Origin of the sequence: Pannonibacter anstelovis, from assembly GCF_036881715.1 — a bacterium.
Taxonomy (GTDB): Bacteria; Pseudomonadota; Alphaproteobacteria; order Rhizobiales; family Stappiaceae; genus Pannonibacter; species Pannonibacter anstelovis.
The window spans coordinates 67,685-88,976 of the sequence record NZ_JBAKBF010000015.1 but is presented as its reverse complement, the minus strand read 5'-3'; the positions used below and the strand labels follow the sequence as shown (position 1 = coordinate 88,976).

The 21,292-nt window shown below is 62.8% G+C and carries 23 protein-coding genes; 15 read left to right on the top strand and 8 right to left on the bottom strand.

Annotated elements, in window-relative coordinates:
- On the top strand, positions 1–1,935 hold a 1,935-nt coding region (locus V6L75_RS19175; RefSeq protein WP_334253079.1), incomplete at its 5' end, for a putative Ig domain-containing protein.
- Between the two features lie 75 nt (positions 1,936–2,010).
- Here V6L75_RS19175 and V6L75_RS19170 read toward each other — a convergent pair.
- Entirely contained in the window at positions 2,011–3,255 is a 1,245-nt protein-coding gene (locus tag V6L75_RS19170; protein WP_334253078.1) for an NAD(P)/FAD-dependent oxidoreductase, read from the bottom strand.
- Positions 3,256–3,352: 97 nt separating this feature from the next.
- Between V6L75_RS19170 and V6L75_RS19165 the strand changes: the two genes are divergently transcribed.
- The 3 genes from V6L75_RS19165 (at position 3,353) to V6L75_RS19155 (ending at position 6,282) form a co-directional block, all read left to right on the top strand.
- Positions 3,353–4,318, top strand: coding sequence for a sodium:proton symporter (locus V6L75_RS19165; protein WP_334253077.1), 966 nt, complete (start codon positions 3,353–3,355; stop codon positions 4,316–4,318).
- Positions 4,319–4,395: 77 nt separating this feature from the next.
- Positions 4,396–5,724: an adenylosuccinate lyase gene (purB, locus tag V6L75_RS19160; protein WP_334253076.1), complete on the top strand. Its 1,329-nt coding sequence runs from the start codon at positions 4,396–4,398 to the stop codon at positions 5,722–5,724.
- A gap of 3 nt (positions 5,725–5,727) precedes the next feature.
- Entirely contained in the window at positions 5,728–6,282 is a 555-nt protein-coding gene (locus tag V6L75_RS19155) for an RBBP9/YdeN family alpha/beta hydrolase (protein WP_334253075.1), read from the top strand.
- A 98-nt stretch (positions 6,283–6,380) separates the two neighbouring features.
- Here the strand turns inward: V6L75_RS19155 and V6L75_RS19150 are convergent, their stop codons facing one another.
- The 3 genes from V6L75_RS19150 to V6L75_RS19140 form a co-directional block, all read right to left on the bottom strand.
- Positions 6,381–6,596, bottom strand: a complete 216-nt coding sequence (locus V6L75_RS19150; RefSeq protein WP_334253074.1) for a hypothetical protein — start codon at positions 6,594–6,596, stop codon at positions 6,381–6,383.
- Between the two features lie 148 nt (positions 6,597–6,744).
- On the bottom strand, positions 6,745–7,512 hold the full coding sequence (locus V6L75_RS19145) for an HpcH/HpaI aldolase family protein (RefSeq protein WP_334253073.1): 768 nt from the start codon (positions 7,510–7,512) through the stop codon (positions 6,745–6,747).
- Positions 7,513–7,666: 154 nt separating this feature from the next.
- Positions 7,667–7,990 carry a DUF1476 domain-containing protein gene (locus tag V6L75_RS19140; protein ID WP_334253072.1) on the bottom strand — a complete coding sequence of 108 codons (324 nt, stop codon included), beginning with the start codon at positions 7,988–7,990 and terminating at the stop codon, positions 7,667–7,669.
- A gap of 292 nt (positions 7,991–8,282) precedes the next feature.
- Here V6L75_RS19140 and purC point away from each other — a divergent pair, with 292 nt between their 5' ends.
- The 6 genes from purC to speB all read left to right on the top strand — a co-directional run bounded on the left by purC (position 8,283) and on the right by speB (position 11,681).
- Entirely contained in the window at positions 8,283–9,080 is a 798-nt protein-coding gene (gene purC, locus V6L75_RS19135; protein WP_019964626.1) for a phosphoribosylaminoimidazolesuccinocarboxamide synthase, read from the top strand.
- 185 nt (positions 9,081–9,265) lie between these two features.
- Positions 9,266–9,505 carry a phosphoribosylformylglycinamidine synthase subunit PurS gene (gene purS / locus V6L75_RS19130; RefSeq protein WP_019964623.1) on the top strand — a complete coding sequence of 80 codons (240 nt, stop codon included), beginning with the start codon at positions 9,266–9,268 and terminating at the stop codon, positions 9,503–9,505.
- Between the two features lie 20 nt (positions 9,506–9,525).
- Positions 9,526–9,633, top strand: coding sequence for a phosphoribosylformylglycinamidine synthase-associated small membrane protein (locus V6L75_RS19125; RefSeq protein ID WP_334253071.1), 108 nt, complete (start codon positions 9,526–9,528; stop codon positions 9,631–9,633).
- A 70-nt stretch (positions 9,634–9,703) separates the two neighbouring features.
- On the top strand, positions 9,704–10,375 hold the full coding sequence (purQ, locus tag V6L75_RS19120) for a phosphoribosylformylglycinamidine synthase subunit PurQ (protein ID WP_334253070.1): 672 nt from the start codon (positions 9,704–9,706) through the stop codon (positions 10,373–10,375).
- 26 nt (positions 10,376–10,401) lie between these two features.
- Complete coding sequence (locus V6L75_RS19115; protein WP_055453820.1) at positions 10,402–10,650, top strand: DUF2164 domain-containing protein; 249 nt, start codon at positions 10,402–10,404, stop codon at positions 10,648–10,650.
- A gap of 62 nt (positions 10,651–10,712) precedes the next feature.
- Positions 10,713–11,681, top strand: coding sequence for an agmatinase (gene speB / locus V6L75_RS19110; protein WP_334253069.1), 969 nt, complete (start codon positions 10,713–10,715; stop codon positions 11,679–11,681).
- A 26-nt stretch (positions 11,682–11,707) separates the two neighbouring features.
- Here the strand turns inward: speB and V6L75_RS19105 are convergent, their stop codons facing one another.
- Positions 11,708–11,956, bottom strand: a complete 249-nt coding sequence (locus V6L75_RS19105; RefSeq protein WP_334253068.1) for a DUF1127 domain-containing protein — start codon at positions 11,954–11,956, stop codon at positions 11,708–11,710.
- 102 nt (positions 11,957–12,058) lie between these two features.
- On the opposite strand from V6L75_RS19105, the gene V6L75_RS19100 reads away from it, so the two are divergent.
- Positions 12,059–13,573, top strand: a complete 1,515-nt coding sequence (locus V6L75_RS19100) for an aminotransferase-like domain-containing protein (RefSeq protein ID WP_334253067.1) — start codon at positions 12,059–12,061, stop codon at positions 13,571–13,573.
- A 41-nt stretch (positions 13,574–13,614) separates the two neighbouring features.
- Here the strand turns inward: V6L75_RS19100 and V6L75_RS19095 are convergent, their stop codons facing one another.
- On the bottom strand, positions 13,615–14,979 hold the full coding sequence (locus V6L75_RS19095; protein ID WP_334253066.1) for a methyl-accepting chemotaxis protein: 1,365 nt from the start codon (positions 14,977–14,979) through the stop codon (positions 13,615–13,617).
- Positions 14,980–15,309: 330 nt separating this feature from the next.
- Here V6L75_RS19095 and purL point away from each other — a divergent pair, with 330 nt between their 5' ends.
- The 3 genes from purL to grxD all read left to right on the top strand — a co-directional run bounded on the left by purL (position 15,310) and on the right by grxD (position 18,251).
- Positions 15,310–17,508 carry a phosphoribosylformylglycinamidine synthase subunit PurL gene (gene purL / locus V6L75_RS19090; protein ID WP_334253065.1) on the top strand — a complete coding sequence of 733 codons (2,199 nt, stop codon included), beginning with the start codon at positions 15,310–15,312 and terminating at the stop codon, positions 17,506–17,508.
- A 57-nt stretch (positions 17,509–17,565) separates the two neighbouring features.
- Entirely contained in the window at positions 17,566–17,799 is a 234-nt protein-coding gene (locus V6L75_RS19085) for a BolA family protein (RefSeq protein ID WP_050472653.1), read from the top strand.
- A 122-nt stretch (positions 17,800–17,921) separates the two neighbouring features.
- Entirely contained in the window at positions 17,922–18,251 is a 330-nt protein-coding gene (gene grxD / locus V6L75_RS19080; protein ID WP_334253064.1) for a Grx4 family monothiol glutaredoxin, read from the top strand.
- An 80-nt stretch (positions 18,252–18,331) separates the two neighbouring features.
- Here grxD and ttcA read toward each other — a convergent pair whose 3' ends face one another.
- Together ttcA and V6L75_RS19070 are read right to left on the bottom strand one after the other, a co-directional pair.
- Positions 18,332–19,291 carry a tRNA 2-thiocytidine(32) synthetase TtcA gene (gene ttcA / locus V6L75_RS19075; RefSeq protein ID WP_334253063.1) on the bottom strand — a complete coding sequence of 320 codons (960 nt, stop codon included), beginning with the start codon at positions 19,289–19,291 and terminating at the stop codon, positions 18,332–18,334.
- Between the two features lie 196 nt (positions 19,292–19,487).
- A complete protein-coding gene (locus tag V6L75_RS19070) occupies positions 19,488–20,123 on the bottom strand; it encodes a substrate-binding periplasmic protein (RefSeq protein ID WP_334253062.1) in 636 nt (211 codons plus the stop codon).
- 272 nt (positions 20,124–20,395) lie between these two features.
- On the opposite strand from V6L75_RS19070, the gene V6L75_RS19065 reads away from it, so the two are divergent.
- Entirely contained in the window at positions 20,396–21,121 is a 726-nt protein-coding gene (locus V6L75_RS19065) for a proteasome-type protease (protein ID WP_334253061.1), read from the top strand.
- Positions 21,122–21,292 lie beyond the last annotated feature (171 nt).

Genomic DNA, 21,292 nt, shown 5'->3' with positions numbered 1-21,292 from the left:
AACACCATCACCGTCGTGGGCACCGCGCAGGATGGCGTCACAACCCAGACCTACACGGTCACTGTCAATCGTGCCGCGCCACCGGCAAGCATTGCCTTGTCACCTGCGGCAGGCGGGCTCACAGCCGCTCAGGCGGGCACTGCCTACAGCCAGACCTTCACCGCATCCGGTGGCACGGGCCCCTATTCCTATGCTGTTACCAGCGGTGCCCTGCCTGCAGGCCTCACACTTGCCGGAACAGGCGAGCTGACCGGCACACCGACGAGCGCAGGCACCGCGAACTTCACCATCACCGCGACGGACGCCAACAACGATACTGGAGACGCAGCATATAGCCTCAATGTGAACGCAGCGCCCGCATCAATCAGCTTCGCGCCCGCAGGCGGTGCCCTACCCGAGGCCATGGCCGGGGAGGACTACACCACCACCATCACGGTGAGCGGTGGCACCGGCCCCTATCTCTTCAGCGTCAGCGCCGGGGCTCTGCCTCCCGGCATGGTCCTGAACGTTTCGACCGGCGCGCTGAACGGACCGCTCAATGCAGACACGGAAGGCAGCTACAGTTTCACCATTCAGGTGAGCGATGCCAACAACGCGCTTGCTTCGGCTGCCTACACCCTGGAAGTGAAGAAACGGGCCGTCACCGTGACCGACAAGGTCGTGACCGTTCCCGCCGGATCGGCGCCCGGCAACGTCAATCTCGCCACAGGGGCGACCGGAGGGCCGTTCATTGATGCCAGCCTTCTCTCGGTCGAGCCCGCAAATGCAGGGACGGCACGGATTGTAAACAGCCAGTTCGCCCAGGCTGGCGGCGGCGGCTCAGCAGGCTTCTATCTGAAGTTTACGCCTGACCCGGCCTATTCCGGACAAGTTACCATTCGCTTCTCGCTGACCAGCGACCTCGGCGTCTCGAACACGGGCAGCGTGATCTACAATCTCGGATACAACCCGCAAAAGGTCGCTGCAGAGATCGACAGTCTTGTAAGGGGCTTTGTGCGGACCCGTCAGGGCCTCATCGCCAGCTCCGCCAAGGTGCCAGGCCTGCGTGACAGGCGGCGGATGCAGACGGCTGATGAGATCGTCAGCATGCGTTTCACCCCGTCGCAGCGTGGCGTGTCCCTTGGATTTGCCACAAGCCTGGAGCAGATGAATGCGGCCAGCAATGCGCTCACCCCGGATCTCAAGGCAGAGCCGCTGGCATTCAACGTCTGGATCCAGGGCACTGCTTCTGCCCATACACGCAAGCAGAATGACGGCCGCTGGGGAAGCTTTGCCATGCTCTCCGCCGGTGCCGACTATCTTCTGGCCGACTGGGCCCTGCTTGGCGTCTCTTTCCACTATGACCGCATGAGTGACCCCACCCCTGACGGGGCACGGCTGAGCGGCAATGGCTGGCTGGCCGGCCCCTATGCCTCCATTGAGGTCTACCGGAACGTCTTCTGGGATACGCGGCTGTTCCTTGGCGGGTCTTCCAACGACATTGACACGGAGTTCTGGGACGGCAGTTTCGACACCACACGCTGGATGGCAGATACAGCTTTGTCCGGTGAGTGGAATCTAGACGCAGCCACGACGCTCTCCCCCACCCTGCGGGCGGTCTATCTCTCAGAGACGGTCAAGGACTATGGGGTCCGGAACGGTGCCGGTGACCAGATCCTCATGGACGGCTTCATCGAAGAGCAGCTGCGGGTCAGCGGTGCACTTGAACTGGCGCGGCTGTTCGTTCTGGACAGTGGCTTGCTGCTGACGCCCGCGCTTGAACTCACGGGCGGTTATGCAGGGCTTGGGGGCCATGGGGCCTTTGGCGCAGCTCAAGGCAGCCTGACGCTGACTGATGGCTCCAGATGGCGCCTCAACGCGGGCGTGAAAGTCAATGTGGAGGGAGACGGCAGCACGTCCCTCACCGCAAAGGCCGGGGCGGGCATCCGCTTCTGATGCCAAGGCGTTGAGATCCTCAAGCGCCAAAAGCTCCCCCCTTTCCCGGCGCATCAAGCTCACCGGGAAAGGGCGTTACAGAAACCGGAGAGGCGACAGGGGCGCAGGGTCGATGACCGGCGGCACGCCGGTGATGAGATCGGCGAGGATATGCCCGGTGACCGGCCCCAGCGTGAAACCGCAGTGGCCATGGCCGAAGTTGAGCCAGAGGCCGCTCTCGCCGGGGGCAGCGCCCAGCACCGGCAGGCTGTCCGGGAGACAGGGGCGTGAGCCCATCCAGGCACCCGGTTCGGCAGGAACCGTCAACGGAAAGATCTCGCGTGCCTTGCGGAAGGCCCGCTCCACCTGCACCGGCGTTGGCGCCGCATCCCGTTCGGCCAGTTCAATGCCCGTCGTCAGGCGGATCCCCTTTTCCATCGGCGCCAGAACATATCCCATTTCCGCATCCACTACGGGCCGCGACAGCCCCGCCCCGGCTCTGGCCTTGTAGTGCTGGTGGTAGCCGCGCTTGACGGCAAGCGGGAAGCGGTAGCCGAAACCCTTAAGGATATCCATGGACCATGGCCCCAGGCACAGCGCGGCGGCGCGCCCGCGCACCGGCCCCTTGTCCGTGGCGATGGCCCACCCCCCTTGCGATCGCGTCAGGCGCCTTGCATCCCCGGTCATGATCTCCCCGCCCTTCTCTGCCAGCGACCGGGCAAAGGCCTTGGTAACAGCGCCAGGATTGGAGACCGATTCGGTCTCGGGCCAGAAGATGCCCCGGCAGCCATCCGCCGTTAGCCAGGGCTCCAGTTCATTGAGATCGAGCTCATCCAGCTCGTGATAATCAACGCCGAAGATACGGGCATAGTGGCGCTCGGCCGCCGTCGCCTCGAAACCTGCCTCCGTCCGGTAGAGACTGATGGCGCCGGTCTGCCGGTAGTATTTCAATGCCTCAGCAGCTTCTGCCAGCACCCTGTGCTCGCCGGCAGCATAGGCCTCCAGCGCATTCATCGCATGGGCAAGGCGCTGCACGCCCGTGCGGCTGCCATGGCGGCGGAACGCCATCAGCCAGGGCATCAGCCGCAGCACGGCAGGAAGGCTGTAATTGGCACCCGGCCAGCGTCCCAGCGCAATGTTGAGCAGGAATTTCGCATCCCCGGGGAAAGCAGGCGGCAGGAATCCGTTGCGCTCAATGATCCCGGCATTACCATGGGACGTCTCTTCGCCGGGCTGGCGGCGGTCGACAAGGGCAACATCAAGCCCCCGTCGCTGCAACTGCAGGGCGGTCGAGGTTCCGACCATGCCGGCGCCAAGCACGATGACGTCAACTGTGCGCACCTGCCACCCTTCCAGCCCTGCCCTTATCCGCACGAATTGCTTAACATTCTGACGCTTATAGCCTCTTTCGCCAACACCTAAAGGAGAGAATTACCGCATGGCCCTTTCCCTCACAGGCGCGCTCGGCTGGCTGGGCCGCCGGGGCACGGGCGCTGTGGCCCTGAGTGCCTTCGCCGGCATGGTGCTGCCGGGCCTCTCCTCCCTGGCGCGCCCCTTTGTCTCCGAGGCCATTTTTGCGCTGCTGGTGCTGGCCTTCCTGAAAGTGGACCAGACCGCCGTTCTGGCCCGGCTGCGCCGTCCTGGGCTGGTGCTGGCAGCCAGCCTCTGGATGATGCTTCTGCTGCCTGCGGGCGCCGCTCTCCTTGCCTCGGCGGCAGGCCTGCGGGAGGCCGCGCCCGATCTCGCCATGGCACTGTTCATCGTCACGGCAGCACCAGCCATCATGTCCTCGCCTGCCTTCATGTATTTCCTGAAGCTGGACGGCGCGCTCAGCCTCACGGTTCTGACCCTGTCGATGCTTCTGGTGCCCCTCACCGCCCCCTTCACCGCCTATCTCATTCTCGGCGAGGCGCTGCCGCTCGACAGCCTGACACTGGGCCTCAAGCTCTTCGGCCTGCTGGCCGGATCCATGGCCGTTGCCGCGCTGCTGCGGCGGCTGGCGGGTGAAGCAAGGATCGCGGCAGCGCAAGATGTGATCAGCGGCGGCAACGTGCTTTTGCTGTTCTTCTTCGCCGTCGCCGTCATGGACGGTGTAGCGGCAAGCTTTGCCAGCCGTCCGGTGGTCTCCCTTGGCATCGCCGCCCTCACCTATTGCGTGACACTGACACAAGCCCTGCTGACAATGCTCGTCTTCGCCCCCGCCCTGCGCAGCGACGCCTTCGTCATCGCCTATTCGGCCGGAAACCGGAACATGGGCCTGATGGTGGCCGCCCTCGGCGGCACGCTGCCGGACCTTGCCTGGCTCTATTTCGGCCTTGGACAGCTGCCGATCTACACCCTGCCCTATCTGGTGCGCCCGCTGGCCCGGCGGCTGACGGCATCAACGGATGCAAAACAGGCATAGCAACGCCCATACCTGCATTGAGATAAGCGGCGGTCTCTGATAGACCCCAGCCAGTTTTCCCAGAATGAGGACCCGCGATGATCCCGCGCTATTCCCGCCCTGACATGGTTGCCATCTGGTCTCCCGAGACGAAGTTCCGCATCTGGTTCGAGATCGAGGCCCATGCCTGCGACGCGCTGGCAGATCTCGGTGTCATCCCGAAAGAGGCTGCACAGACCATCTGGGAAAAGGGCGGCGCGGCCACATTCGACATCGAGCGCATTGACGAGATCGAGCGCGAGACGAAGCACGACGTTATCGCCTTCCTCACCCATCTGGCCGAGATCGTCGGCCCTGATGCCCGTTTCGTTCACCAGGGCATGACGTCCTCGGACGTGCTGGACACCTGCTTCAACGTGCAGCTGGTGCGCGCCACCGACCTTCTGCTGAAGGACATGGATGCGCTGCTGGCCGCCATCAAGCGCCGCGCCTTCGAGCACAAGGACACGGTCTGCATCGGCCGTTCGCATGGCATCCATGCCGAGCCGGTTACCTTCGGCCTCAAGATGGCCGAGGCCTATGCCGAGTTCGACCGCTGCCGGGTGCGCCTGATGAATGCGCGTGAGGAGATCGCCACCTGCGCCATCTCAGGCGCTGTCGGCACCTTCGCCAACATCGACCCGCGTGTGGAAGAGCATGTGGCGCAGGCTATGGGCCTCAAGGCCGAGCCGGTCTCCACGCAGGTCATCCCGCGTGACCGTCACGCCATGTATTTCGCGACCCTGGGCGTCATCGCCTCGTCTATCGAGCGCGTTGCAACCGAGATCCGCCATCTGCAGCGCACGGAAGTTCTGGAAGCGGAGGAGTATTTCTCCCCCGGCCAGAAGGGTTCTTCCGCCATGCCGCACAAGCGCAACCCGGTGCTGACCGAAAACCTCACCGGTCTTGCCCGCCTCGTGCGCGGCTTCTCCATTCCGGCAATGGAAAACGTCGCCCTGTGGCACGAGCGGGATATCTCCCACTCCTCCGTCGAGCGCATGATCGGCCCGGATGCCACCGTCACCCTCGACTTTGCACTGGCCCGCCTCACCGGCGTCATCGACAAGCTGCTGGTCTATCCGGAGCGCATGATGGGCAACATGGACCGTCTCGGCGGCCTCGTGCATTCCCAGCGCATCCTGCTCGCCCTCACCCAGGCCGGCTCCTCGCGTGAGGATGCCTACCGTCTGGTACAGCGCAACGCCATGAAGGTCTGGGAAAGCTATCAGGTCTCCGGCGCTGCCGGTGTGGACTTCCTGAGCGAGCTGCTGAACGATGCAGACGTGCGCCAGTACCTGTCGGAAGACCAGATCCGCGACCGGTTCGACCTTGGCTATCACACCAAGAACGTGGACGTGATCTTCAAGCGCGTCTTCGGGGAAAGCTGACCCATGAAGATCGCCGACGCCGACATCCTGCTCATTCCCGGCTATGCCAACAGTGACCCCGGTCACTGGATGCGCCGGTGGGAAGAGAAGATGGCCAACGCGCGGGTGGTGGAACAGGGCGACTGGTTCACGCCCTCGAAGAAGGTCTGGATGGAAACGCTGCTGGCGGCCATCGAGGCGGCGGAGCGCCCAGTGGTGCTGGTCGCCCATTCCCTTGGCTGCATCCTGGTCGCCCATGGCGCCCATGTGCTGCCAAAGGACAAGGTCAAGGGCGCCTTCCTCGTGGCTCCGTCCGACTGGGACCGCCCCGGCCTCGTGCCCGCCTTTGACGGTGGCGACTTCGTGCCGGTGCCGCGAATGCCCCTGCCCTTCCGCACCCATGTGGTCGCAAGCCAAAACGATCAGTACTGCGATTTTGAGGTTGCCAAGGGGTTTGCCCACAGCTGGGGCGCCACGTTCCAGGATGCTGGCCACGTTGGCCACATCAACCTTGAAAGCGGCCACGGCCCCTGGCCCGAAGGCATGATGTCCTTCGCCCATTTCATGGCGCGGATGTAATTACACCCTCGCTCCATGGGGCGCCTCATCGAGCGGGGTCCGGGTCTGCACGGAGACGGGAAGGCCTTTCAGCCTTCCCGAGACAGCCTTCAGACCCCTCACGCAACCCGGTTGCGGGGCTGGATCATGTCGCGGATATGCTTGCCAGCCAGGACGCTGGCCGGAATGGCCAGAAGCAGGCCGCAGGCAGCCGCTCCTGCCAGCATCAGCGGATTGAAATGATCGAGACCATAGACCGACAGCGGCACCAGGGCGCCGATGCCGGCCATTGTCGGTCCGATGATGATGAAGAGAATCGCGGCAAGCTTCCACATGACACAGGCTCCGGTTATGGATGCACGGCGCGCAGGAGCGCGCCGCAGCATTCAGATCACCGCGCCTGCCGTCCGGGCGCCACTGCCCCATGCCGGTAATCTTCCATGCCAAATTGCGCCGGCAGAACCGTATGGTCCTTGATCCGGATCAAGCAAGCCGTGCCAGAGTGTCGCGGAAGGCGCCCTGAATGACCGGCAGATCCATGCCGTGGGCGAGCAGACGGTAGCCCATCGCCTCAGCCGCCTTTACATCCTCCGGCGTCATGCAGAAATAGCCCGCAAATCGCCCGGCGGCACGGGTCTTGCGGATGATCAGTTCTGCGGCCTCCCGCACGGCCTCGCTGTGGGGATTGAGCGCAGCGCCTTTGGACAGCGTCAGCGACAGGTCGCCCGGTCCAACGAACACCCCGTCAATGCCCGGGACAGCCAGAATGTCATCCAGCGCGGCGACGGCCTCGGGTGTTTCGATCATGGCAAAGGCCAGAACCTCGCTGTTGGCGCTGGCAAGATACTCCGGCATGGTTTGCCCTGCCAGCATCGAGGCGCGCACAGGCCCCCAGCTGCGGCTGCCCAGCGGCGGATACTTCATCGCATCGGCAAAGGCTTTGGCGTCGTCCGCAGAGTTGATCATCGGTGCAATCACCGCCTCGGCCCCTGCATCGGCGGCACGGCTGGCCATGGCATTGCCCCCCACGGGAATACGGACGATCCGGTGCGCCCCGCCCAGCGCAACTGCGGCCAGACAATCACGGATGCTGCCCGCATCATGGATGCCGTGTTGCATGTCCAGTGTCACCGCGCCAAAGCCCGCCCGCGCCATAGCCTCCGCCACCACAGGCGCCGGCAGCACGGACCAGGCCGTCACCACCGTTTCATCCGCCTTGAACCGTGCTGCGAGTGTCTTCCTGTCTGCCATCTGGGCCTCCCTGTTCTAATCCCCATCAGACAAGATGTCAGACAACCCGGCAAGACAGAATCGGGCGTTATCCGCCTGCCATCCCCATGCGCAGCAAAAAACCCCCGTACCGCCGGCACGGGGGGTTCTTTCATGCGTCCAACACGATGGCGCTTCAGATGCCCTTCTGGATCTGATCGATCGCGGTGTGCATCAGTTCATCCATGGTGCGGCGGATCTGATGATCGGACTGGTCCACGTGCCCCTTGTCAAAATCGGCGCGGATCTTGCGGAAGACGTCGTCGTCGCCTGCTTCCTCGAAATCGGCACGCACCACTTCCTTTGCGTAGTCATCTGCCGCTGCAGCAGAAAGCCCAAGCTTTTCAGCAGCCCACAGGCCCAGAAGCTTGTTGCGCCGGGCGGTCGCCTTGAAGCGCAGTTCCTCGTCATGAGCGAACTTGTTTTCGAAACTCTCCCCACGACCGTCAAACGTGCTCATGAAATGCCTCCTCTTGTGCAGACAGCAAACTTTCAACCACCTGCGTGGCCCCACTCATATGGTATCTGTTCCGCGCTCTGCATATCCCCGGCAATGATGCAAATCAACGCACTAGCGCAGAGATTGCCGCGACGTGAGCAGCTCCCTCAAATGATTACCCCGGCTCCATTGTACTTTTGCAAAGGATCGTTTAAGTTCCGCGCCGCTAATGCGGGGCTGATTGTCGATGTTGAAGGAAATGGCCAGCACTTGCGCCACTTCAGAATCGTACGCATAGGAGTTTCCCGCATCGATGGATTTTCTCAAGCAAACACGGTACGTGCCCATGAATCGCCGCCGGCGTATCTATGAAGGCAAGGGCAAGATCCTCTATGAGGGCCCTGAGCCAGGAACCTTGATCCAGCATTTCAAGGACGATGCAACTGCCTTCAACGCCAAAAAGCACGAGATCGTGGACGGCAAGGGCGTGCTTAACAACCGCATCTCCGAATACATCTTCAATCAGCTGAATGGCATGGGCATTCCGACCCATTTCATCCGCCGGATGAACATGCGCGAGCAGCTGATCCGCGAAGTCGAGATCATCCCGCTCGAAGTCGTGGTGCGCAATGTTGCAGCCGGTTCGCTCGCCACCCGCCTCGGCATCGAGGAAGGCGTGCAGCTGCCGCGCTCCATCATCGAGTTCTATTACAAGAACGACGCCCTCAACGACCCGATGGTCGCTGAAGAGCACATCACCGCCTTTGGCTGGGCCACCCCGCAGGAACTCGACGACATCATGGCGCTCGCCATCCGCGTCAACGATTTCCTGTCCGGCCTGTTCCTCGGCGTCGGCATCCGCCTTGTCGATTTCAAGATCGAATGCGGCCGCCTGTTCGAAGGTGACATGATGCGCATCGTCGTTGCGGACGAAATCTCCCCGGACAGCTGCCGTCTGTGGGATATCGCCACCAACGACAAGATGGACAAGGACCGCTTCCGCCGCGACATGGGCGGAATGCTGGAAGCCTATCAGGAAGTCGCACGCCGTCTCGGCATCCTGAACGACAACGAGCGCCCGAACGGCTCCGGCCCGACGCTCGTCCAGTAAGGCTCAACACCCCCAAGGCCCCGTCCAGCTTCTGCCGGACGGGGCCTTTTGTGTTTGCAGGCCTCTATCTGCAACTTCCTGCAGGGACTGGGGCGAAGCCCCTTCCGTCACGGGGCTGGTTGGTGTAAGCAGCGCGGCAGAAAAGGGCCGCATTGGCCATGGCGATTAACGGAAAGACGAGAGCGATGAAGGCACGTGTCACCGTCACCCTGAAGAACGGCGTTCTGGACCCCCAGGGCAAGGCCATCGAAGGGGCGCTCGGCGCTCTCGGCTTTGACGGCATCAATGGCGTGCGCCAGGGCAAGGTCTTCGACGTGGAGCTGAGCGACCGCGATGCGGCCAAGGCCCGCGAGGAGCTGACCGCCATGTGCGAGAAGCTGCTCGCCAACACCGTCATCGAGAACTACGCCATCGAAATCCTCTGAGGCAGAATGAGGCTGCGGCCATGGATCCGGATGCACAAAAGGCGATCCGCTTTCTCCTGATCAAGGCCGCCATCTTCTTCCTGCTGCCGGCAGCGCTCAGCCTCCTTGCTGTGCTCCTGCTGCTCTAGAGTTTGCAAGGGCCGCCGAGGCCCATCCGATCCGCCGCAGTCCGCCAGGACGACACACGGGAAGCCTGCCATGAAGTCCGCCGTCATCCTCTGCCCCGGCCTCAACCGCGACCGTGACATGCTCTATGCACTGGAGCAGATCACCGGCCAGAAGCCCGCAACGGTCTGGCACACGGACACGGACATTCCGGATGTGGACCTGATCGTCATCCCCGGCGGCTTTTCCTATGGCGACTACCTGCGCGCCGGTGCCATTGCCGCCCGCTCACCTGTGTTGCAGGAAGTGATCGCCCGTGCCGCCAAGGGCGTGCATGTGCTTGGCGTGTGCAACGGCTTCCAGATCCTCACCGAGGCAGGCCTGCTGCCGGGCGCGCTGATGCGCAATGCCGGGCTGAAGTTCATCTGCAAGGAAATCGAGCTGGAAACGGTCAACGCCAAGACGGCCTTCTCCAATGCCTTCCGGCAGGGTGAGGTCTGGCGCTGCCCGATCGCCCATCACGATGGCAACTACTTCGCTGATGCTGAAACGCTGAAAGCCATCGAGGACAACGGCCAGGTGGTGTTCCGCTATGCCAACGGCTGCAACCCGAATGGCTCGATCAACGATATCGCAGGCGTGATGAACAAGGCCGGCAACGTGCTCGGCATGATGCCGCATCCGGAAAACCTCATCGAAGACCTGCAGGGCGGCACCGATGGCCGCAAGATCTTCGAAAGCCTGCTCGGCCAGCTGGTGGCCTGAGGCAGCCAGGACAAGGGGAAAGATCCATGAAGAAGCTGGAACTCCCCCGTGACCTGCAGACCCGGATTGCCAGCCGTGTTTCGGATTTCTGCCGGGATGAGCTGGACGTGGATCTGGGCAACATGGACGCTCTGCGGCTGCTGGACTTTCTGGCTGAAGAAGCCGGCAGCGCCTTCTACACACTTGGTGTCCGTGATGCCGCCGCACAGGCGGCAAAGCGCTTCGAAGACCTCTCGGACGATCTGGCAGGGCTTGAGCGTCAGGACTGGCGCTGAAATCCCCTTGTCCTTCCCTGCCCCCACCGGGCATGCTGGGAAAAACGGGCAAGGGGCACAGCATGGACGACACATTCTTTCAGCCGGTATCCGGGTTCGAGCTGCCGCGTTTCGCCGGCATTCCCACCTTCATGCGCCTGCCGCATGTGAACATTGCCTCGCCGGAAGCTGAGCGCGTCGACATCGGCCTCATCGGCGTGCCCTGGGATGGCGGCACCACCAACCGGACTGGTGCCCGCCACGGCCCGCGCCAGCTGCGCGACCTCTCCACCATGATCCGGCAGGTGCATCCGCACACGAGGGTCAATCCCTTCGGTCTGGCCAATTGTGCCGATCTGGGCGATGCACCGGTCAATCCGGCCGACGTACAGGATGCGCTGGCGCGGATCACCGGCTTCTATGACCAGATCGTCGATCTCGGAATCACGCCGCTCACAGCAGGCGGCGATCATCTGGTCTCGCTGCCGGTCCTCAGGGCTCTGGCCCGCAGCGGACCGCTGGGCATGATCCATTTCGATGCCCACACCGACCTGTTTGACAGCTATTTCGGCGGCTTCCGCTACACCCACGGCACGCCCTTCCGACGCGCCATCGAAGAGGAGCTGCTGGACCCGGAGCGCGTCGTGCAGATCGGCATTCGCGGCACGATGTATGACGGGGAAGATATCGAATGGGGCGAGGCGCAGGGCGTGCGCATCATCATGATCGAGGAGCTGATGGAGCGCGGAGTCGATCACGTGATGGCTGAGGCACGCGAGCGGGTGGGGAGAACACCGGCCTACATCAGCTTCGATATCGACGTGATCGACCCCGCATTTGCCCCCGGCACCGGCACACCGGAAATCGGAGGCATAACCTCGTTTCAGGCCCAGCGGCTGATCCGCCGGCTGGCAGGCGTCAATGTTGTGGGTGCCGATCTGGTGGAGGTATCCCCTCCCTTTGATCCTTCGGGAGGCACCGCGTGGCTCGGTGCTTCGCTCATGTTCGAGCTGCTCTGCATTCTGGCCACAGCCAGAACGCAACAGGATTGACCGGCAGGCACCGCACGATACGGGTATCAGTCGCGCGGACGCTCCCGGTAGACCCAGAAAGGCCGCGCAGCCTCCTGCGCCGCCTGCTCCCGGGTGATGCCGATATCGGCCAGCTCATCATCTGTCAGTTCAGACAGTTGCGCCCGTGTCCGGCCAACAGTCAGCCACATGGCCAGCGTCGAGATCACAGCCTTGAGCAAACCGGAGACGCTGCGCGCCGGAAGCGCTTCCCTCAAGACAATTTCTGGCTCTTCGCACTGATGAACGTGGGACATGTGATCCTCCAAGAGATACAATTGATACAATTTCGCTTCATTGCCCCTATGGCCGTTGTATGAATTGACTCACTTTTCGGTGCAAGATATAGAATTGTCACCATGACAAATTGGCTCCCTGAACTCCCGCAAGGGAAAGGCCCGCTCTATGTGCGCCTCGCGCAGCGCATTGCGGATGACATCGTCTCTGGCGCACTGCCTGCCGGCGCGAAGCTGCCGCCGCAGCGGGACCTCGCCTATGATCTGGGCGTCACCGTCGGCACTGTGGGCCGTGCCTATGGCATCGTGCGCGAGCGCGGGCTGGTGAGCGGCGAAGTTGGCCGGGGCACCTATGTGCTGGGCAGCAGCGCAGCGCCGGCGGGCGCCGTGCCGGTAAATGGAATCGCCTCCCCCGCACTGTTTCGCCCGCTTGAAGAAAAGCCGGTTGTCACGCCTGTCAGCACCCCAGCCTGGACACATCTGGCGATGGCCAATCCGGATCCGGGCTTTGGCGGCACCCGGACGTCTGTCGCCCCGACCGGCGCCTTGCGGCTGGACAGCACCTCCGCGCCGGAAGTCGGGCAGGCACAGGCGATTGAACGGGTCATATCCGGAATAGCCCGCGAAATGCCGCATGAGATCGCCAGCTACACCCGGCTGGTTCCGGACAGCTGGCGGCTGGCCGGTCAGCAGTGGCTTGCCCGCTGCGGCTGGACGCCAGCGTCAGAAACAATTGTGCCCACCACGGGTGCACGCGGCGGGCTGATGGCCATTATCAGCGCCACCACAATGCCGGGTGACCGGGTGGTCTTTGAGGAGCTGACCTACAGCTCCATCGCAAGAGGCGTCACCCTGACCGGCCGCCAGCCGGTGGCCGTGGCGCGCGATGACGAAGGGCCAATTCCGGAGGATCTGGCCCGCCTTTGCGCGCAGCAGCATCCACGTGCCATCTTCCTTATGCCGACCGTGCATAATCCGACGCTGGGCCAGATGGGCGCGGCACGCCAGGCAGAGATCATTGCCATCGCACGCGAGCACAATCTCTGGATCATCGAGGATGAGGTCTACGGCTCCCTGCATGCAGACGGCATATCGCCCTTTGCAGCACTTGCTCCGGAACGGACCTTCCATGTGGGTTCGCTGTCCAAGTCCGTCTCGGCAGGGATTCGCGGAGGCTGGATCGCTTCTCCGCCCAGCCACGCGCAGCGGCTGTTCACGGCGCATAACATGCTCACGGGAGGCCTGTGCTTCCTGATGGCGGAACTGGCCGCCCGGCTCGTGCTTTCCGGCGCTGCGGATGATTTGCGGCAGCGTATCTTGCAGGAATTGGCAGCCCGGCACGAGATCACGCAGGGCCTTCTGGCCGGACAGACCTTCAACGCCTCCCCGCAGACGCCCTTCATCTGGCTGAAGCTGCCGGAGCCCTGGATGTCCGGCACCTTCAAGACCGCCGCCGCCGCGCAAGGGGTGCTCGTGGATGACGAGGACGAGTTCAAGACCGGCCGCAGCGCCCGCGTCTATCACCGGGTTCGGCTCGGCACCAGCAACACCCACACACGGGAAGAACTGATCAAGGGCCTCGGCATCATCCGCGACCTGTTGCGCAATGCCAGCACCGGTTACGACAGCTTCGAGTAGAGTGGAGGCCTTCCCCTGAACGGGAAAGCCTCCACGAAAGATCAGCGCGTGGCCCGCAACAGGGCGTCGATGCGGGACAGGACGTCGTCCGAAGCCCGTTCCATCGCAGCGATTTCAGCTTCGGCGCCCTTCACATCCCCCTTTGCATGCAAATCTGCAGCCTTCTTGCCGTGGGCATGGACCGCCTCATGCACTGGCAGAAGGGCGGTAAAGGCAGGATTGGAGCGAAGCGCCTTGTCGGACACCGCGTCATACCACTTGCCCAGACGGCACTGGTGATGATCCGAAAGCTCCGCGCTCTTCAGGCTGTTGAGGCCGACAAGCATTTCAGACAGCCGCTTCTTCCAAAGAAGATGATCTGACTTTGCCCGGTGCAGCACGTAGTTGCGCACATTGCGCCCTTCCAGGCTGGCAAACTGGGTGTTGATCACCGCTTCGGAACTGCCAACCGCCTTGATGACATCATCAGCATAGCGGCTTGCCGCCTGCGAATGGCTTGCAACGGCATGAATGCCTTCGGCAATCTCCCGCACCGCTTCGCTCTGCGCCTGCAACAGGCCGGAAATGGCAGTCATGCGGGAGCTGTTGGAGCCGACATGCCCCAAGACAGAACCGATCTTCTCGGCAGCTTCTTCAGCCTGCTCCACGCTGGAGCCCACGAGGTCCTGCACCATCGAGACAGTGTCCAGAACCTCCGAGACATGCACCTGCAGACGCTCGATGCGGGCGCGGATGTCATCCGTTGCCTTCTGGGTCTGGCCGGAGAGCTGCTTCACTTCGCTGGCCACCACGGCAAAGCCCTTACCGGCTTCGCCGGCACGCGCGGCTTCGATGGTGGCGTTCAGCGCCAGAAGGTTCGTCTGCTGGGCAAGGCCGTCAATGGTCGACACAAACATGCCGATCTGCTCGGCCGCAGCCGCAAGCTGCCGGGCACCCTCGCTCATCCGGTCAAACGAATCGCCGATACGGCGGGATGACACCGCAGCATTGCGCGTGGCCGCAGCTCCGCCATCCAGTACGGAATGAGCCTCTTCCATGGAAGAAGCCGCTTCGCTTGCCGTCGCTGCGATCTGCTCGATGGAGGCCGTCAGCTCATCAACCCCGCCGGAAATTGTCCGGGCGCGATTGTCCGTCTCACGGATTTCACCAGTGATACGCGCCGTCGCCGCCATGGCGCGGCTGGCCTGCAACGAGTAATCCACCGTCTGCTGCAGCTGAGTTTCGTTCTCCCGGTCAAGAGCCGCCTTCAGCGAAACAAGCGCCGAGACGACTTCAGCCGGCAGGCTGCCGGTTCCTTGAAGATCAAGGTGCCCTTCAACGGCACGCAATGCCCCCACAAGCGCCGCTACATCAAATTCTGGCTGCTTCACCGCGATGGCGGGCGTTGCAGACTTCAAGCCAAACATCATGACCTCCCAAGGATATCGCGCTGAGAAATATTGGTAAATCCGTGAAGCAACCCTTAAGTCCGGCTGTAACATGCGTGCGTAAAATACCTGACGCCAGCGCTCTGTACCGGCAGCTGCAGGCAATGGACCCTGTGCCGGCAAACGCGTTCAGCTCCGCCGCGCGGCCATCCGCCGCCTGCCCGTGAACGGGACGAATATCCGGCTTCACACTTCTGCCAAAATAGCCGCCGGAAACCGCGCAATGGTCTCCCATTCCCGCCGATGATCTGTTAAACCGGCCCCGAACATCATCCCCGGCACGACCTTGCCAGACGACTGCGGACGCCCATGATCCCCAACGACATCAAAATCACGCCAGATCTCGTCGCGGCCCACGGCCTGAAGCCCGACGAATACCAGCGCATTCTGGATCTGATCGGCCGCGAGCCGACCTTCACCGAACTCGGCATCTTCTCGGCCATGTGGAACGAGCATTGCTCCTACAAGTCCTCAAAGAAGTGGCTGAAGACCCTGCCCGTCACCGGCGAGCGCGTGGTGCAGGGCCCGGGCGAGAATGCCGGCGTCGTGGACATTGGCGATGACGATGTGATCGTCTTCAAGATGGAAAGCCACAACCACCCGTCCTACATCGAGCCCTATCAGGGCGCGGCGACGGGCGTGGGCGGCATTCTGCGTGACGTCTTCACCATGGGCGCGCGTCCGGTGGCAGCCATGAATGCCCTGCGCTTCGGCGCGCCGGATCATCCGCGCACCCGCCACCTTGTCTCCGGCGTCGTTGCCGGTGTCGGCGGCTATGGCAATTCCTTCGGCGTGCCGACGGTTGGCGGCGAGGTGGAGTTCCATCCGCGCTACAACGGCAACTGCCTCGTCAACGCCTTTGCCGCAGGCCTTGCCAAGAAGGACGGCATTTTCCTGTCCAAGGCCGAAGGCGTCGGCCTGCCGGTCGTTTATCTCGGCGCCAAGACCGGCCGCGATGGCGTTGGCGGTGCAACCATGGCCTCGGCCGAATTCGATGACACCATCGAGGAAAAGCGCCCGACCGTGCAGGTGGGTGACCCCTTCACCGAAAAGTGCCTGCTGGAAGCCTGCCTTGAGCTGATGGCCACTGGCGCCGTGATCGCCATTCAGGACATGGGTGCGGCTGGCCTTACCTGCTCCGCCGTCGAAATGGGCGCCAAGGGCGACCTCGGCATCGAGCTGGACCTCGACAAGGTGCCGGTGCGCGAAGAGCGCATGACCGCCTATGAGATGATGCTGTCGGAAAGCCAGGAGCGCATGCTCATGGTGTTGCGCCCCGAAAAGGAGCAGGAAGCCGCCGCCATCTTCCGCAAGTGGGGCCTGGACTTTGCCATCGTCGGCAAGACAACCGATACACTGCGCTTCATCGTCAAGCATCAGGGCGAGGTCGTGGCCGACCTGCCGATCAAGGAGCTGGGCGACGAGGCCCCCGAATATGACCGCCCCTGGGTGGAGCCGGTCAAGCGCCCGGTTCTGGATGCAGCCAGCATTCCCGCCCCTGCCGACTATGCAGCAGCGCTGCTGCAGCTGGTGGGCGGTGCCAATGGCTCCTCCCGCCGCTGGGTCTACGAGCAGTATGACACGCTGATCCAGGGCAACACCGCAGCCCGCCCGGGCGGCGACGCCGGTGTCATCCGCGTCAATGCTGCCGGCAAGGGCCTTGCCTTCTCCGCCGACGTGACGCCGCGCTACTGCGAGGCCGATCCCTTCGAGGGCGGCAAGCAGGCCGTGGCCGAAGTCTGGCGCAACCTGTCGGCCACCGGCGCCGAGCCGCTGGCCGTGACCGACAACCTGAACTTCGGCAACCCCGAGAAGCCGGAAATCATGGGCCAGTTCGTCTTCTGCATCAAAGGCATCGGCGAGGCCTGCCGCGCGCTGGACTTCCCGATCGTCTCGGGCAACGTCTCGCTCTACAACGAGACCCATGGCCAGGCGATCCTGCCAACCCCGGCCATTGCCGGTGTCGGCCTGCTGCCGGATGTGAATGTGCGCGCCTCTGCGGCCTTTGCAGAGGAAGGCGACGTGATTTTCCTCATCGGCGGCACCGGCACGCATCTGGGTGCCTCGCAGTATCTCTACGAGGTGCTGGGCCGCGAGGAAGGTGCTCCGCCGCCGGTGGATCTTGCCGCCGAGCGCCGCAATGGCGATCTCGTGCGCGGCTGGATCCGCGAGACCCGCGTCACCGCCGTGCATGACATATCGTCCGGCGGCCTGGCCGTGGCCCTCGCTGAAATGGCCATGTCCGGACGCCTCGGCGCAACGGTGAAGGTCAGTGGCGAGGCTCATGCCGCTCTCTTCGGCGAGGATCAGGCCCGCTACGTGGTCACCGTCAAGGCGGACGAGGCTGATGGCATCGAGGAAGATGCCCTGGACGCTGGCGTAGCCGTGGAGCGCCTCGGCGTGGTGGGTGGCAGTGAATTGACTGTCGAGGGTATCCTCACCATATCCGTTGCAAAGCTCAAGGAAGCACATGAGAATTGGTTCCCCAGCTTCATGGCGGACAGCTGACGGCTGCCATGACCCGCGATACGCGGATGGAACTTCAGAGGGAAGAGGACTGACCACATGCCGATGGACGCAAACGAGATCATCACCCTGATCAAGGCCGCCCTGCCCGACGCAACCGTCGAGGTGCGCGATCTGGCGGGCGACGGCGACCACTACGCCGCCAACGTGGTCTCGGAATCCTTCCGTGGAAAGAGCCGCGTCCAGCAGCATCAGATGGTGTATCAGGCGCTGAAAGGCAACATGGGCGGCACCCTGCACGCCCTCGCACTCCAGACCAGCGCCCCCGATTGAGCAACGGACTGAAACAGGGCTGACGGATGCTGAATCCCGGTCTGCTTTCAGTTGATTTGTAAACGCACAGGCCGGCCCAAGCCCGGCCCCATCAGGGACAGGTTTCCCGGAAGGACAAGGCAATGAGCATCCAGGACTGGATCAAGAACGAAGTCGAGACGAACGATGTCGTGCTGTTCATGAAGGGCACGCCGAACTTCCCGCAGTGCGGCTTCTCCGGCCAGGTCGTGCAGATCCTCGACTACGTCGGCGTGCCCTACAAGGGCATCAACGTGCTGGAAGATGCGGACCTGCGCCAGGGCATCAAGGACTTCTCCAACTGGCCGACGATCCCGCAGCTCTACGTCAAGGGCGAATTCCTCGGCGGCTGCGATATCGTGCGCGAGATGTTCCAGAACCAGGAACTCCAGGCCGTCTTCACCGAAAAAGGCATCCCCACGACAGCTGCCTGATGCAATTGGAGTGAGCACTTGAAAAAGGCCGGAGCGGTAGACGCTCCGGCCTTTTTTGTTTTGCAAGACTTTCCGTCCCCCTACTCCGCTGCGAAGAGATTGCGCGTCATGGCAAGGCCGGCGCCGCAGGGTTCTTCTGCATCGCGCGCTTCACCGCCGTTGTTTTCGCCGGGGCGCAGGGAGGCAAAGTCGAAGAGGGTGCGGTCGAGGAGGTGGGAGGGACGCGTGTGGGCAAGCGCCCGCGCCATGACGCCGAGGCGGCCCGGGGAGACGCGCTCCCAGTCCATCAGCATGCGCTTCACTTCCTCGCGCTGCAGTCCGTCCTGCGAGCCGCAGAGGTTGCAGGGGATGATCGGGAACTGCATGCCTGCGGCAAACTTCGCCACATCGCTTTCGGCGCAATAGGCGAGCGGGCGCAGCACCATCAGGTCGCCCTCGTCATTGACCAGCTTCGGCGGCATGGAGGCAAGGCGCCCGCCGTGGAAGAGGTTCATGAAGAAGGTTTCCAGAATGTCCTCGCGGTGATGGCCCAGCACGATGGCCTCGCAGCCCTGCTCCCGCGCGATGCGGTAGAGAATGCCGCGGCGCAGGCGCGAGCACAGCGAGCAATAGGTCTTGTGGGAAGGGATCTTCGACGTGACGATGGAGAACGTGTCCTCGCGAACGATGATGTTCTCGATGCCGTTCTTTTCAAAGAAGGCGGGCAGAATCTCCGGCGGGAATCCCGGCTGAGCCTGATCGAGATTGCAGGCCAGAAGATCCACCGGCAGCAGCCCGCGCCACTTCAGGTCCATCAGCACGGCCAGCAGCGTGTAGCTGTCCTTGCCGCCGGAAAGGCACACCAGCCACTTCGGCCGCTTCACGGCAGCATCCGCAGGCACCATGCCGTAATCGTCAATGGCCTGCCGCACCTCGCGCAGCAGACGCTTGCGCAGCTTCTTGAACTCCACCGTCGTTGGCGCGTTGCGCAGCATCACCGGGCAGCCGGAATCGATGGCTTCGTCCGCCTCCAGCATCTGGCTTTCTGGTGCAGTGGTCATGTCGGGTCTCGGTCCTGATCCGGCGCGGCTATCGCAGCGCGGTGTTTGATGCTGCTATGCCGCCCCACTCCGGCTTTGTAAAGGGTTCGGTACGCCGGAGACGGGCGAAAAAGAAAGGCCGCCCCGTGGGGCGGCCAGTTGAGGGGAGTCTTGGGAGATTGCAGATGGAAATCAGGCAAGTGACAGTCAGACGAGCTTACTGATATTTGGCGATAATTGCGGCCTGGGTGCCGTCGTCGATCATCGACTTCAGCGCAGCGCGCATCTTGTCGAGGGTTGCGGTATCGGTGCCCAGATTGCAGGCCATCGACTGGGTCATCTCGTTGAGAACAAAGGCCTCCTCGACCGGCGCCCCAGCCTTCTTCAGGCTGTCGAAATAGGACCCGGACACGGCGACCAAGTCAACGCGCCCTGCGTCGAGTTTCTTCAGGGTCTGCTCCAGATTATTGGCCGGATCAATCTTCTGGAAACCAGCGTTCTTCAGGAGGTCTTCGGTGTAATCCTTGGCCTGTGTGCCGACGCTATAAGACTTGGCCTCGTCAACATTCGCCGGGGCAATCGGCGAACCTGCCTTGCGGATCAGCAGTGTGCGATCAACGAACAGCGGCTCGACCCAGGCAAACCGCTTGTCACGTTCAGCGGTGTGCGCAGCGCTAAAGACGCAGGTGTTGGCATCCTTCTCCGCCAGACCAAGGGCGCGCGACCACTGCATCATCTCTGCCTTGTAGGGCACATCAGCGCGCTTCATCAGTTCAAATACTTGATCGGCAGCGATACCGGCAATCTTGTCACCTTCCATGAAGTTATACGGCTTGTAGTCTTCCGTCGTCAACGTGATTTCCGCTGCGTTTGAAACAGCAGAGAAGCACACAAGAGCGGTAACTGAGAGCAGAAATTTCTTCATTGTCTATCACCTCTGGCAGGTTGTCCGCACACATAAGCAAAATTCTTATAAAATTACCCTGCGTCAGAATTATTACCTGCACCTTACTGAAACCTGCGACACAATCAGGTTTCAGCATGAAATTTGCGCCCCCGTTAGGCTCGAGGTCATTTCCTTGCGAGATGGTAAGCAGTGGTTTTAAAAATCGCGAGCAATTCGACATGACCTATTGCCTCGGCATCCTGCTTCGCAACGGCCTGATCCTAGCCTCGGACTCCCGCACCAATGCGGGTGTTGACCAGATCGCCACCGTTTCCAAGATGACCACCTTCGAGACACCGGGCGAGCGCGTCATCACCGTGCTGTCGGCGGGCAACCTTGCGACCACGCAGGCTGTGATCTCACAGCTGAAGCAGAGCTATGGCAGCGGTGATTTTCACCGTGACCTGGCACAGTCGCTGACGCTGTTCGATGCCACGCAGAAGGTGGGTGACACCCTGCGCGACGTGCTGAACCGGGATGCCAGCTTCGTGCAGCCCTATGGTGATCCGGCAGCCTCTTTCCTCGTCGGCGGCCAGATCCGCGACGAGGAGCCGCGCCTGTTCCAGGTTTATTCCGCCGGCAACTTCATGGAAGCCTCCGAGCGCACGCCCTTCCTGCAGATCGGCGAGACCAAATACGGCAAGCCGATCCTTGACCGGCTGCTGACACTGGAGACAGCGCTTGCCGAAGCGGCCAAGCTGGCGCTGCTTTCCTTTGACGCCACCATCCGCTCCAATCTGTCGGTTGGTCCTCCCATAGACCTGATGGTCTATGGCAAGGACAGCCTGACAGCAGAGCACCTGCACACCTTCGGCGAGGACGACACCTACCTCCTCACCCTGCGCCAGGCCTACGCCCAGGGCCTGCGCGACCTCGTGCGCGGGCTGCCCGTGCCGGAGGTGTGAGGGCGAGCGGGTTCGCATCCAGGACAGCAGCACCTGAAGACAGGAGCGCAGGACGTTAGGCACTGAGTCACCCCGGCCAAGCGCAGCGCGAGCCGGGGCCTACTCGCTCGCAGAGCGGTGAGATTGAGGTACGGTGCAGCGGCAATTGTCAGCAAGCTCCCTTCGCCTCAC